A 12,324-nucleotide genomic window follows, 5' to 3' on the forward strand; every position below is an offset into this window, starting at 1 on the left:
ACGAGAGGGAGACACCATGCGCTTGAACGAGGTGGTCTATTCCAACGCACTGCCGATCGAGGGCTACGGCCCCGGCTTTTTCCGCATCGGTGGTGAGGCGCATCAGGCTCCGCTGGCGGTCCTTCCCGAAGCGGGCGTCACGGCATGGGGCGGCACCGACGACACCAAACCCCTTCTCGACGCTCTGAACAGCATCGACGTTCTGCTGGTGGGTACCGGCCCGGAAATCGCACATCTTCCCGAACCCTTCCGCACCGCTCTGGAGGAGGCCGGCCTTGGCGTCGAGGTCATGGCCAGCCCGCAGGCCTGCCGCACCTACAACGTCCTTTTGGGCGAAGGGCGGCGTGTGGGACTGGCGCTGCTTCCGGTCTGAGTCCTCCGCCAACCGCCCCGCGCGCCATGGACATTCCCGGCTGCTTCGGGAAAACCTCGCTGTCATGAGCGAAGCGCCTCTTCTGACCCTGACCGATGTCGCGATAGAGCGTGGCGGCGTCTGCCTTGCCTCGGGCATCGGGCTGACGCTCGGGCCGGGTCAGGCGCTGATCCTGCGCGGCCCCAACGGCTCGGGCAAGACGACGCTTCTGCGCACCGTGGCGGGGCTTCAGCCGCCGCTGAGCGGAACCGTTCAGGCCGGCCCCGAGGCAGTGGCCTACGCGGCCCATTCCGACGGAATCAAGACGACACTGACGGTTACCGAGAACCTGACCTTCTGGGCGGCAATGTTCGGAACGCGCGATATTCGGCCCGCCCTCGACGCCTTCGCGCTCACGGGCCTGGCGAACCGGCCTGCCGGAGCGCTGTCCGCCGGGCAGAAACGGCGCCTCGGTCTCGTCCGCCTTCTGGTCACGGGCCGGCCGCTCTGGGTGCTGGACGAACCGACCGTGGCTCTGGACGCCGCGTCTGTCGCGCTTTTCGCGAAGGCCGTCACCGATCATCTGGGGCAGGGCGGTGCCGCGCTTATCGCGACCCATATCGACCTCGGCCTCGACGCACCTGTCCTCGACATGACCGCTTATCCGCCAATGCCGGAAACCGCCCCGGGCGCCTTTGACGAGACGCTGACATGATCCACATTCTGACACGAGACCTACGGCTTGCCATCCGCGCAGGCGGAGGCTTCGGGCTGGCTCTGGCTTTCTTCCTGATCCTCGTGGTGCTGGTCCCGTTCGGCATTGGCCCGGACGCAACGCTTCTGGAAATTGTCGCGCCCGGCATCCTCTGGGTCGGCGCGCTTCTGGCCTCGCTCCTGTCGCTGGACCGCATCTTCGCCACAGATCACGAGGACGGCTCGCTGGAACTTCTGGCCACGGCGCCTCTGCCGCTGGAAGTCCTCGTCGCGACGAAGGCGGCGGCGCACTGGCTGACAACGGGCCTTCCGCTGACGCTGGCCGCGCCGGTCTTGGGCATCCTTCTGAACCTGCCCGCCGGGGGCCATTTCTGGCTGACAATGTCGCTTCTGATCGGCACGCCCGCGCTGTCGATGATCGGCGCTTTCGGGGCAGCGCTGACAGTGGGTCTCAAGCGCGGCGGGCTTCTTCTGTCGCTTCTGGTGCTGCCGCTATATGTGCCGACGCTGATCTTCGGTGCAGACGCCGTCAGGCGCGGGATCGACGGTTTCGGCCCCCAGACGCCCCTGACCATCCTTGCGGGCATCACTCTTGGAACGCTGGCGCTTCTGCCCTTTGCAGGCGCGGGCGCGCTCCGCGTCAATCTGCGCTGACGGTCTGACTTGTGAGCGCATCTGAGCGAGGTTAACTATCCCGCATGTCGTTTTGGGAATATGCCAACCCCCGCCGCTTCATGGCCGTGACCGACCGCGTGGTCGGCCCGTCCTTCGTTCTGGCAGGGGTGCTGATAACCACCGGTCTGATCTGGGGGTTCTTCTTCACACCTGACGACTTCCGGCAGGGCTCGACCGTCAAGATCATCTACCTGCACGTGCCGTCCGCGATGATGGCGATCAACATCTGGATCATGATGCTGGTCACCTCTCTCGTCTGGCTGATCCGCCGGCACCATGTTTCGGCACTCGCGGCCAAGGCTGCGGCGCCCATCGGCGTCACGATGACGCTGATCGCACTCTTCACGGGTGCTGTCTGGGGCCAGCCAATGTGGGGCACCTACTGGGCGTGGGACCCGCGCCTGACCTCGTTCTTGATCCTGTTCCTTTTCTACCTCGGCTACATGGCGCTCTGGGCGGCGATCGAAGACCCCGACACGGCGGCGGACCTGACGTCGATCCTCTGCCTCGTGGGCTCGGTCTTTGCGCTTCTGTCGCGCTACGCGGTCAACTTCTGGAACCAGGGCCTCCACCAGGGAGCGAGCCTGTCACTCGACAAGGAAGAGAATATCTCTGACGTCTTCTGGTTCCCGCTGCTTGCCTGTATCGCCGGGTTCATCCTGCTCTTCATCGCGCTGGTCCTTCTGCGCACCCGGACCGAGATCCGGGCCCGACGCCTCCACGCGATCACGCTTCGCGAAAGGTCCGCCTGATGCCCGATCTCGGCGCTTACGCCTTCGAGGTCAGCCTCGCTTATGCCGGGTCGCTTCTGGCCCTGGGCATCGTGATCTGGGCCAGCGTCGCACGTGCTGCGCGGGTGCGCCGCACGCTGGACGAAGCCGAAAAGCGCTGGTCGAATAAGAATGGCTAGGATTTCGCCGCTTGTCCTCCTGCCGCCGGTCGCCTTTGCGGCGCTCGCGGGGCTTTTCCTGAGCGGCATGTTCCGCGACGACCCCGACGCGCTCCCGTCGACCTTGGTCGGACGCGCAGCACCGGCGCTCGAAGTCACGGCGCTGTCGGGCGAACCTCTGATTGATCGGGAGGCCCTGAACGCACCCGGTCCCAAGATCGTGAACTTCTGGGCAAGCTGGTGCGCGCCCTGCCGGGTCGAACACCCGCATCTGATGGCGCTCGCAGACGAGGGCATTCCCATCTACGGCGTGAATTACAAGGACGATGCCGACAAGGCCCTCGGCTTCCTGGCCGAACTGGGCGACCCGTATACGGCAATCGGTGCCGACGAACGGGGTCGCGTCGCACTGGAATGGGGTGTCTACGGCGTGCCCGAGACCTTCGTTATCGACAGTGACGGCAAGGTCGTCCTGCGTTTCGCGGGGCCCGTCACGGCGCCCGTCTTGGCAAACCGCATCCGTCCGGCGCTTGCAGAGGCGCAGTAAGCGTCCTTAGCCGAAGAGCCAGACCACAAGCAGCACCATGAGGGCGCCACCTTCTAGAGGGGGAAGGGAGAAGGGAATCCGGCGGGCAACGACCCGCAAATAGTCACTCATAAACATACCACTCACTCAATCAGCCGCCACAAATACAACGCCTCGACACTACCTCAAAGAACGGCCTCCGGCGAGGAAACAGGTGGTTTCGCCCTGCCGAACGGTCGTGCGAGGCAACAATCCACTGGCGTCCGACAGCATTATTGCCCTCCGATCCTCAATTCCACTCCAACCAGACCAGACAAGGCTTCGAAAATTCGACTCAAATTGTCCTTCGCCTGTTTCCAAATATCCCGGGGTGAATGCGCCGGAGGCGCAGAGGGGCAGCGCCCCTGAAACGACGAAGGCCGCCCCCGAAGGGACGGCCTCTATCAGATCGTCGGACCGGCCCGTCAGGCGGCGGCGAGGTTTCTCAGCACGTAATGCAGCACGCCGCCATGCTCGATATACTCTTTCTCGATGGCGGTATCGATCCGGCACTTGATCGTGATGTCCTTGGTCGTGCCATCGGCGAAGGTGATCGTGCAGGGTACCATCGCGCCCGGCTTCAGATCGCCTTCGAGACCGGAAATCGACACGCTTTCCTCACCGGTCAGGCCAAGCGAGGACCGCGTGTCACCGCCGGTGAACTCGAAGGGAATGACGCCCATGCCGACGAGGTTCGAGCGGTGGATACGCTCGAAATTCTCGGCGATGACGGCCTTGACGCCCAGAAGCGCGGTACCCTTCGCGGCCCAGTCCCGCGAGGAACCCGCGCCGTATTGTTCGCCCGCGATGACCACGAGCGGCGTGCCCTCGGCCTGATAGGCCATGGCGGCGTCGTAGATCGGCATCTGGCTGCCGTCCGGACCCTTGGTATAGCCGCCCTCGACACCGTCCAGCATCTCGTTCCGGATGCGGATATTGGCGAAGGTGCCGCGCATCATGACCTCGTGGTTGCCGCGCCGCGAGCCGTAGGAGTTGAATTCGCGCGGGGCGACCTGGCGCTCGGTCAGATATTGCCCGGCAGGGGTCGATTCCTTGAAGCTGCCGGCGGGACTGATGTGGTCGGTCGTGACCATGTCACCCAGAAGCGCAAGGATGCGTGCGTCCTTGACGTCACTGATCGTGCCCGGCTCTTTCCCCATGTTCTGGAAATACGGCGGATTCTGCACATAGGTCGAGGTCGGCGGCCAGTCGTAGGTCTCGCTGTCGGTGGTCTCGACGGTGCGCCACTTGTCGTCGCCCTTGAAGACATCGGCATATTTCGACTGAAACGCCTCACGGGTCACGGTCCGCTCGACCAGTTCCGCGATCTCGGCCTGGGACGGCCAGATGTCCTTCAGGTAGACCGGGTTGCCTTCCTTGTCGGTGCCGAGCGGTTCGGTGGTGATGTCGACATTCATATCGCCCACCAGCGAGTAGGCCACCACCAGCGGCGGCGAGGCGAGATAGTTCGCGCGCACGTCCGGGCTGATCCGGCCCTCGAAGTTACGGTTGCCCGACAGGACGCTGACTGCGATCAGATCGTTGTCGTTGATGCATTTCGAGATCGCGGGCTCAAGCGGACCCGAGTTCCCGATACAGGTCGTGCAGCCGTAGCCCACCAGGTTGAAGCCGATGGCATCCAGATCCTCCTGAAGCCCGGCCGCTTCGAGATAAGCCGAGACAACCTGAGAGCCCGGTGCGAGCGATGTCTTGACCCAGGGCTTCCGGTTCAGACCCAACTCGCGCGCCTTCCGCGCGACGAGGCCGGCGCCGATCATCACATAGGGGTTCGACGTGTTCGTGCAGGACGTGATCGAGGCGATCACGATCGAGCCGTCATGCATTTGATAGTGGCCGTCCTTAGTCGCGACATAGCCCCGCTTGTGGTGGCCTTCGTCGCCGGGAATGTCGGTGGGCTCGGGCTGGCCGCCTTCACCTTCCCACCGCACCTCTTCCTTGGGCGTGGCGTCCTGTGCGGACCGCTGCCCTTCGATATAGGCGTGGAACTCCTTGGCCGCCGCATCGAGCGCGATGTGGTCCTGCGGACGCTTCGGGCCGGAGATCGCGGGCACCACGTCGCCCATGTCGAGCTCGAGCGTGTCGGTATAGACCGGCTCGTAGCCGGGGCCCCGCCACATGCCCTGTTCCTTGGCATAGGCTTCGACCAGCGCGATGCGCTCTTTCGAGCGGCCGGTCTGCTCGAGATAGCGCAGCGTCTCGTCGTCGATCGGGAAGAAGCCGCAGGTCGCGCCGTATTCAGGCGCCATGTTGCCGATGGTTGCGCGGTCGGCCAGCGGAACGGTGTCCAGACCGTCGCCGTAGAATTCGACGAACTTCGACACCACGCCCTTTTCGCGGAGCATCTGCACGACTTTCAGAACGAGGTCGGTCGCCGTCGTGCCTTCCTTCATCTTCCCGGTCAGCTTGAAGCCCACGACCTCGGGGATCAGCATCGAAATCGGCTGGCCCAGCATCGCGGCCTCCGCCTCGATGCCGCCGACGCCCCAGCCGAGCACGGCAAGGCCGTTGACCATCGTCGTGTGACTGTCGGTGCCGACCAGCGTGTCGGGATAGGCGACCTCTTCACCGTTCTGGTCAGTGTCGGTCCAGACCGCCTGCGCAAGGTATTCCAGGTTCACTTGGTGGCAGATGCCGGTGCCGGGGGGCACCACGCGGAAGTTGTTGAACGCCTTCTGACCCCACTTCAGGAACGTATAGCGCTCGAGGTTCCGTTCGTATTCCCGGTCCACATTCATCTGGAAGGCGCGCGGGTTGCCGAATTCGTCGATCATCACCGAGTGGTCGATGACAAGGTCCACGGGGTTCAGCGGGTTGATCTTCTGGGCGTCGCCGCCAAGGGCCACGATCCCGTCGCGCATCGCCGCAAGGTCCACGACTGCGGGCACGCCGGTGAAGTCCTGCATCAGAACGCGGGCAGGGCGGTAGGCTATTTCGCGCGGGTTCTTGCCGCCCTTTTCCGCCCATTCCGCAAAGGCCCGGATGTCATCGGTGGTGACGGTCTTGCCATCTTCGAACCTGAGCATGTTCTCAAGCACGACCTTCAGCGCAGCGGGCAGCCGGCTGAAGTCGCCAAGCCCTGCGGCCTCGGCGGCGGGGATCGAATAATAGGCGACGCTCTCGCCGCCCGCCGAAAGCGTCTTGCGGGTTTTCGAGCTGTCGTGGCCAACCGTAATGGGCATCCTGAAGCCTCCTCAATGGGGGTGAATTCCGGGGTCAGATACCCCCGCTTCGAGATAGGGCGCAAGGGGGGTGCGTCGATTTTGTATACCATGGTGCACAGAAAATCCAAGACGCATCTGGGTGACGGTAACAGTCAATCTCAAATGCTTGATTGGCGCAGGCGTACACCCTGGGTTAGGGAAGGTGTGGGGATGCAATCGAAACGGTGCTTCATGCGACGTCTGCTTATCGCTCTTTCCGCCCTCTGGCTCACCGCGGCGGCACCCGCCATGGCCGAGCGGCTTGTGGTGGTCGAGCTCTTCACGTCGCAGGGCTGTTCGTCCTGCCCGCCCGCAGACGCGATTCTCGGTGAGCTGGCCGATCGCGACGACGTTATCGCGCTCGCGCTCCATGTCGATTACTGGGATTATATCGGTTGGAAGGACGAATTCGCGAGCCCCGCTTTCACAAAACGGCAGCGGTCCTATGCTCGGGTCGCAGGCGCACGGTCCGTCTATACGCCGCAAATGATCGTCGACGGCGCGGAGCACATCGTCGGAACCAAGCCCATGAAGCTGATGGAGGCCATCAAGGCCCATCAGGACCGGTCCACGCCTGTAACTGTCACGATGACGCGGAATGGCGACCGGGTGCGTATTCTGGCGAAATCCTCTGCGCGTCTGCCTGAAGGGGCGACGATCAGAGTGGCAACCTTCACGCCCCGCGCCACCGTGGACATTAAGCGCGGTGAAAACGCGGGCCGCCGCCTGACCTACCACAACGTGGTACGGAACCTCGTCGATGTGGGAACCTGGGACGGCAGCAGCGATTTCCGCGGCAGTATCCAGAGCCCGGCAGGCGTGCCGTTCGTAGTTCTCATTCAGGAGGGCCACCACGGCCCGATGCTCGCCGCCGATATTCTGCGCTGACAAGATCGGCAGGGCAGGGGATCAGCCTGCCGCGGACCGCGCCTCGGCTTCGGCGCGCGCAGCGGCCGACAGTTTCCAGCGATTGTGCACCCAGAACCACTGGGCCGGGTCCTCGCGCACGATCCGTTCGACCACGTCGTTATAGGTCTGCATCATGTCTTCGGGTGTCGTGTGCCGGATCGGCTCTTCGATCAGCAGCTCGAAACTCAGACCGTCCGGCTGACGAATGCCGAAAAGCGGCACCATGACGGCGTCGTATTTCAACGCCCATTCCGCGGCTGAAAGGGGGGTATGCGCAGGCTGGCCGAAAAAGGACAGGACCGGAGCCTTCGTCGAGGCGACATCGGCAACGATTCCGATGATCCCGCCATCCTTCAGATAGCGGACCAGACCGCCGACGCCCTTACCGTCGGTGGGAAAGACCGGGGTGGCGATGGCCGAGATCGCGGTGACGTAATGTTCGTTGAAGGCGCGGTTGGTCATCCGCTTGTAGAGCGCGCCCATCGGGAAGCCTTGCCGGGACAGCGTGCCCCGCACCGCGTCGTAATTGCCGAGATGCGCGGTCACCAGAACCATCGGACGGCCTTGTGCGCGGGCTTCTTCCAGGGCCGCGACGCCGGGGCCGCGCCGGGGCGCGTCGGCCACGCGCTCCAGAAACTCCGCACCCGAATAGATCTCGATCAGCGTGCGCCCGACATTGTCGGGGACGACCCGCTGAAGTCGCGCACGTTCGTCGGCGGAAAGCTCGGGCATGGCCAGCCGCGCATTCGCGTCGATCCGTTTACGCCAGCCTGCGAGAGGTGCCACGATCCGCGAGAAGACCCAGCCGAAAAGCCGGACACGTAGCGCATAGGGAAGAAGCCGGGCAAGGCCGAGCGCGCCACGCGCCGAAAGGTCTACGGCGCGTTCCCGGATGGTTATGGGGCTGTCGGTCAAATGGCCCCCTCGGGTGCGGTCGCCTCGTACATGGCAGACAAATACGCAGCATTGGGCCGTGGGACAAGCGCGCCCGGATGCGGCCTATGTCAGAGTGTCTATTCGTCCTCCGCCACGAAGAATATCTCGCCCGCGCTTTCAAGCTGCCGGATGACGGTCACAATACGCATCATCGCGGCCTCGCCATCGGCGCTGGTGACGGTACCTTTTTCCTCGGCCTCGGCGCGGATGCTGTCGGCGAGGCGCTGCGAGATGTTGTCGAGGAAGAAGGCCACCGATTTCGCGTCTGCATCACTGGCAAAGGCGGTAGCCGTCACCAGGTCGGCCTGATCGATGGCCTGCTGGATGCGCGGGATGTCACGCGGCGACACCCGTTCGCGGATATTGGCGAAGGTGAAGATGGCTTTGCGCACCTGCTCGGCAAAGCTCGAATCCTCTTCGTCGAGGCCGGTGAGTACGGTGTCCCGGACCGAGGCAGGGGTCGAGTTCAGGATCGCGCCGACCCGGCTGACCGGACCGTCCGAGAAGGCGCGGGCGGGTCGCGTGTCCAGTTCTTCGGCGAGGCTGATCCCGATGCGGCGCACCGTCTCGGGCGCGATGCTGCCCGTCAGCGAGATCGCATAGGTGATCCGGCGGGCGAGATCGCCCTCGATCAGGCCCAGAAGTTCGGCCGCCTTCGAGACCTTGAGCTTGGACAGGATGATCGCCGCCACCTCGATCGCCTCACGCTCCAGGATCGCGACAAGGCGGGCGTTGTCCACATTGCCGACCTGCTCCCACGGATCGCCCTGAAAATCGCTGGACGTCATCTTGCGTACACGGCTCGATGCGCTGGAGCTGATGACGCCGTCCAGAAGGCCAAGCGCGCCTTCCAGACCTTTGGGAAAGGACAGGCCGATCGCCTCGATCTCGTCGGCGAATTCGGCGGCAACCGCGTCAACGGTGTTGCGATCGACGGGTGCCATCCGGGCGAGCTGTACGGCCAGTTCGGTCTGCGTGCTTTCGGGGAGGGAGCTGAGAGCCGGCACGGCGCCCTCGGACAGCAGAAGGCGCACGACGATGGCCGCCTTCTGACGGCCGCTCAAGTGGGCGGTCGAGGCGGCGGGCATGAGGCCCGGGTCGGCCATGGGCAGGTCCAGGTCGAGAGACATCCACTCACTCCATTCGGGAAAGGTGTAGCGGGCTGAGCGTTAAAATTCGGCTACGCTGACCGAGGTTTTGCGCCCGGGCTGCGCCCGGTAGCGGTGAGCCGGTTTTCGGGGAAAACCGGCGGGGGCTCTGCCCCGCTCCGCGCTGACGCGCGTCGCCCCCCGGAGTATTTCTGCCAAGAAGAAATGAAAAAGGGCGGCCCCGAAAGGACCGCCCGTCTGGAATACACGAGGGAAATCGTTATCCGGTCGTCGGGACGCAGCGCTGCGTTTCGGCATCGAAAACCGAGCCCGCTGCGCAAGACATGGTCACCTGCTCCTTCGCGTGGTCGCCGAAACACTGCGCGGCGGCCAGCCCGGGAAGGGCGGTGAGGGCCAGAGCGGCCAGAAGCGTCTTTGTCTTCATCGGTCTCTCCTGTTCGGTCCTGTGCAGCAAAGATAGCACGCCGGCCACCTCCGTCAAAGTGCGTAAAAAGGGCACTTTGCGAAGACTAGCTGGCCCCGAAGACGCGCGCGAAGATCGTATCGACGTGCTTGGTGTGATACGCGAGGTCGAATTTCTCTTCGATTTCAGCCTCGGAGAGCGCGGCGCGGACCTCCGGGTCTGCCTTGAGCTCTTCCATGAAATCCTTGCCTTCTTCCCAGACCTTCATGGCGTTGCGCTGGACGAATTTGTAGCTGTCCTCGCGGCTGACGCCTTTTTGCGTCAGAGCCAGCAGCACGCGCTGCGAATGCACGAGGCCGCGGAACTTGTTCATGTTGGCGATCATGTTGTCGGGATAGACCACCAGCTTTTCGATCACGCCGGTCAGCCGGGCGAGGGCGAAGTCGAGATGGATGGTCGCGTCAGGCCCGATGCCGCGCTCGACCGAGGAATGGCTGATGTCGCGCTCGTGCCAGAGCGCCACGTTTTCCAGCGCCGGCACCACGGCGGAGCGCACGAGCCGGGCGAGACCGGTGAGGTTCTCGGTCAGGACGGGGTTCCGCTTGTGGGGCATGGCCGACGACCCCTTCTGGCCCTTCGAGAAGAACTCTTCCGCCTCCAGCACCTCGGTCCGTTGCATGTGCCGGATCTCGGTCGCGATGTTCTCGATGGATGACGCCACCACGCCGAGCGCTGCGAAGAAGGCGGCGTGCCGGTCGCGCGGGATGACCTGGGTCGAGATCGGCTCGGGCGCAAGACCCAGCTTTTCGCAGACATGCTCTTCCACGCGGGGGTCGATATTGGCGAAGGTGCCGACCGCGCCCGAAATCGCGCCCGTGGCGATCTCGTTCCGCGCGGTGCGCAGTCGCTGCAGGTTCCGGTCCATCTCGGCGTAGAAACGCGCGAAGGTCAGACCCATTGTCACCGGCTCGGCATGGATGCCGTGGCTGCGTCCGATCCGGACGGTCATCTTGTGTTCCATCGCGCGCGCCTTCAGCGCGGCGAGAAGCGCCTCCATATCCGCGATCAGGATGTCGGCGGCACGGGTGAGCTGGACGTTGAACGTCGTGTCGAGCACATCCGAAGAGGTCATGCCCTGGTGGACAAAGCGCGCCTCGTCCTGGCCGATGATCTCGCCCAGATGGGTGAGGAATGCGATGACGTCATGCTTGGTCACGGCCTCGATTTCGTCGATGCGGGCGACGTCGAATTCCACGTCCTTCGCCTTCCAGACCGCTTCGGCATTCTCCTTCGGGATGACGCCCAGCTCGGCCATGGCATCGCAGGCATGGGCCTCGATCTCGAACCAGATGCGGAATTTGGTCTCGGGCGACCAGATCGCGGTCATCTCGGGGCGGGCATAGCGGGGGATCATCTGCGAAAACCTTCGTGAAAGTGCCGGACGCGGGCGTCTTAATCCGGGCCGGGCGCAGGCACAAGCGGACGGGGTGGCGCAGGTCTGCCGGATGAATGACAGGAAACGATCTGTTTCCGCTCGGCGGGACAAAAGGGTTTGACCGTTTCCGATCACGCAACAACTCTGAAAGGATCATAGGGGGAAAGTAAAAATGCGTATCATTTCCAGTCTCGCCGTTGCCGCGGCGCTTGTTGCTGCGCCGGCAGTTACCAGCGATTTCAGTATCTTAGACGGCGCGGCTCACGCGGGAAACCACAGTGACAAGGGCAATTCCGGCAAAGGCCAGGAGAAGCGCTCGTCCAAGGCATCCGATGCGGGCGGCAACGCCAAGTCCGGCGCGGGCGCCGAGAAAAGCGCCGGCAAGCGCAGCGTGAATGCCGATCTGAAGGGCATGAATTCGCTGAACCGCAGCCTGAACGGCCTGATGAATTCCAGCGATCCCAAGATGGATGGTATCCGTGACTTCGTTGTGGCGAGCGCCGATTACGAGGCCGCGCTCGACGCGCTTGACGAGGCGAAGGATGCTTACCAGCCGCTTGCCAACAGCTTTCAGGCGGATCTGAACCCGCTCCGCCTGATGCTTCCGAGTTCGGTCTCGGGCTGGGACGACCTCGAAGCGACGCTTGCGAGCCTGGCCAGCGCGCCCGAGCCTGACAAGGTGGATTATATGGTCGAAGTCGAGGTCGAGGTGCCGTCCGAGGTCGAAGGCGAGGAGCCGACGATCGTGACCGAAATGGTGCTGGACCAGGATGCCTACGACGCGGCTGTCGAGACCTGGACCGCGATGACCGGTGCCGCGAAGACCGCCGAGGCCAACCTTGCGCCTGCGCGCGACGCCTGGACCGCTTACGCCATCGCCTTTGGTGAGGCGCAGTCCAAGGAGGCGGCTGCCTCGGAGGATGCGATGATCGCGGCGATCGTCGACGGTCTGAACGCCACGGGCGCCGGTCCGGTCACCGAAGACGACATCACCGACGAGATGGTCGCCTGGGTCGCGGCACGCCTTGGTGCAGGAGACGATCTGGACGGGCTGATCGACGCCTATATCGCGTCGCAGTAACGCCGGCGCGACGGGAAACGCGGGCGGCGGGGACT

Annotated in this window: 13 protein-coding genes; 8 read left to right on the top strand and 5 right to left on the bottom strand. The window is 64.1% G+C overall.

Annotation, left to right across the window (positions count from 1 at the left end; genetic code table 11):
* Positions 1-16 precede the first annotated feature (16 nt).
* From GQ651_RS04025 to GQ651_RS04050, 6 genes are all read left to right on the top strand, one after another.
* Positions 17-373 (top strand): Mth938-like domain-containing protein, encoded by a 357-nt coding sequence (locus tag GQ651_RS04025; RefSeq protein WP_160762918.1) that lies wholly within the window; start codon positions 17-19, stop codon positions 371-373.
* Positions 374-437: 64 nt separating this feature from the next.
* The gene (gene ccmA / locus GQ651_RS04030; RefSeq protein ID WP_160762919.1) at positions 438-1,067 is read left to right on the top strand and encodes a heme ABC exporter ATP-binding protein CcmA; all 630 of its coding nucleotides are present in this window, start codon (positions 438-440) and stop codon (positions 1,065-1,067) included.
* Positions 1,064-1,720 (top strand): heme exporter protein CcmB, encoded by a 657-nt coding sequence (gene ccmB / locus GQ651_RS04035; RefSeq protein ID WP_160762920.1) that lies wholly within the window; start codon positions 1,064-1,066, stop codon positions 1,718-1,720. Before ccmA ends, ccmB begins: the two co-directional genes overlap by 4 nt.
* A 44-nt stretch (positions 1,721-1,764) precedes the next feature.
* On the top strand, positions 1,765-2,493 hold the full coding sequence (locus GQ651_RS04040) for a heme ABC transporter permease (RefSeq protein ID WP_160762921.1): 729 nt from the start codon (positions 1,765-1,767) through the stop codon (positions 2,491-2,493).
* Entirely contained in the window at positions 2,493-2,651 is a 159-nt protein-coding gene (ccmD, locus tag GQ651_RS04045; RefSeq protein ID WP_160762922.1) for a heme exporter protein CcmD, read from the top strand. Before GQ651_RS04040 ends, ccmD begins: the two co-directional genes overlap by 1 nt.
* Complete coding sequence (locus tag GQ651_RS04050) at positions 2,644-3,177, top strand: DsbE family thiol:disulfide interchange protein (RefSeq protein ID WP_160762923.1); 534 nt, start codon at positions 2,644-2,646, stop codon at positions 3,175-3,177. The genes ccmD and GQ651_RS04050 overlap by 8 nt, the downstream gene beginning before the upstream one ends.
* Positions 3,178-3,620: 443 nt before the next feature.
* On the opposite strand, the gene acnA is transcribed toward GQ651_RS04050, so the two are convergent.
* Complete coding sequence (gene acnA / locus GQ651_RS04055) at positions 3,621-6,395, bottom strand: aconitate hydratase AcnA (protein WP_160762924.1); 2,775 nt, start codon at positions 6,393-6,395, stop codon at positions 3,621-3,623.
* 213 nt (positions 6,396-6,608) lie between these two features.
* Between acnA and GQ651_RS04060 the strand changes: the two genes are divergently transcribed.
* On the top strand, positions 6,609-7,304 hold the full coding sequence (locus GQ651_RS04060) for a DUF1223 domain-containing protein (RefSeq protein WP_160762925.1): 696 nt from the start codon (positions 6,609-6,611) through the stop codon (positions 7,302-7,304).
* Positions 7,305-7,325: 21 nt separating this feature from the next.
* On the opposite strand, the gene GQ651_RS04065 is transcribed toward GQ651_RS04060, so the two are convergent.
* The 4 genes from GQ651_RS04065 to purB all read right to left on the bottom strand — a co-directional run bounded on the left by GQ651_RS04065 (position 7,326) and on the right by purB (position 11,187).
* The gene (locus GQ651_RS04065; protein ID WP_160762926.1) at positions 7,326-8,240 is read right to left on the bottom strand and encodes a lysophospholipid acyltransferase family protein; all 915 of its coding nucleotides are present in this window, start codon (positions 8,238-8,240) and stop codon (positions 7,326-7,328) included.
* A 98-nt stretch (positions 8,241-8,338) separates the two neighbouring features.
* On the bottom strand, positions 8,339-9,391 hold the full coding sequence (locus GQ651_RS04070; protein ID WP_227257952.1) for a flagellar motor switch protein FliG: 1,053 nt from the start codon (positions 9,389-9,391) through the stop codon (positions 8,339-8,341).
* Positions 9,392-9,629: 238 nt separating this feature from the next.
* Positions 9,630-9,794: an adenylosuccinate lyase gene (locus tag GQ651_RS04075; RefSeq protein WP_160762927.1), complete on the bottom strand. Its 165-nt coding sequence runs from the start codon at positions 9,792-9,794 to the stop codon at positions 9,630-9,632.
* Positions 9,795-9,879: 85 nt separating this feature from the next.
* Complete coding sequence (purB, locus tag GQ651_RS04080; RefSeq protein WP_160762928.1) at positions 9,880-11,187, bottom strand: adenylosuccinate lyase; 1,308 nt, start codon at positions 11,185-11,187, stop codon at positions 9,880-9,882.
* A 193-nt stretch (positions 11,188-11,380) separates the two neighbouring features.
* Here purB and GQ651_RS04085 point away from each other — a divergent pair, with 193 nt between their 5' ends.
* A complete protein-coding gene (locus GQ651_RS04085) occupies positions 11,381-12,289 on the top strand; it encodes a hypothetical protein (protein ID WP_160762929.1) in 909 nt (302 codons plus the stop codon).
* Positions 12,290-12,324 lie beyond the last annotated feature (35 nt).

Source organism: Kangsaoukella pontilimi (assembly GCF_009830125.1).
In the GTDB taxonomy this organism is placed as follows: Bacteria; Pseudomonadota; Alphaproteobacteria; order Rhodobacterales; family Rhodobacteraceae; genus Kangsaoukella; species Kangsaoukella pontilimi.

Coding starts and splice junctions, on each gene's coding strand:
- GQ651_RS04025 (WP_160762918.1), top strand. CDS start 17: ATGCGCTTGAACGAGGTGGTCTATTCCAACGCACTGCCGATCGAGGGC.
- ccmA (WP_160762919.1), top strand. CDS start 438: ATGAGCGAAGCGCCTCTTCTGACCCTGACCGATGTCGCGATAGAGCGT.
- ccmB (WP_160762920.1), top strand. CDS start 1,064: ATGATCCACATTCTGACACGAGACCTACGGCTTGCCATCCGCGCAGGC.
- GQ651_RS04040 (WP_160762921.1), top strand. CDS start 1,765: ATGTCGTTTTGGGAATATGCCAACCCCCGCCGCTTCATGGCCGTGACC.
- ccmD (WP_160762922.1), top strand. CDS start 2,493: ATGCCCGATCTCGGCGCTTACGCCTTCGAGGTCAGCCTCGCTTATGCC.
- GQ651_RS04050 (WP_160762923.1), top strand. CDS start 2,644: ATGGCTAGGATTTCGCCGCTTGTCCTCCTGCCGCCGGTCGCCTTTGCG.
- acnA (WP_160762924.1), bottom strand. CDS start 6,395: ATGCCCATTACGGTTGGCCACGACAGCTCGAAAACCCGCAAGACGCTT.
- GQ651_RS04060 (WP_160762925.1), top strand. CDS start 6,609: ATGCGACGTCTGCTTATCGCTCTTTCCGCCCTCTGGCTCACCGCGGCG.
- GQ651_RS04070 (WP_227257952.1), bottom strand. CDS start 9,391: ATGTCTCTCGACCTGGACCTGCCCATGGCCGACCCGGGCCTCATGCCC.
- GQ651_RS04075 (WP_160762927.1), bottom strand. CDS start 9,794: ATGAAGACAAAGACGCTTCTGGCCGCTCTGGCCCTCACCGCCCTTCCC.
- purB (WP_160762928.1), bottom strand. CDS start 11,187: ATGATCCCCCGCTATGCCCGCCCCGAGATGACCGCGATCTGGTCGCCC.
- GQ651_RS04085 (WP_160762929.1), top strand. CDS start 11,381: ATGCGTATCATTTCCAGTCTCGCCGTTGCCGCGGCGCTTGTTGCTGCG.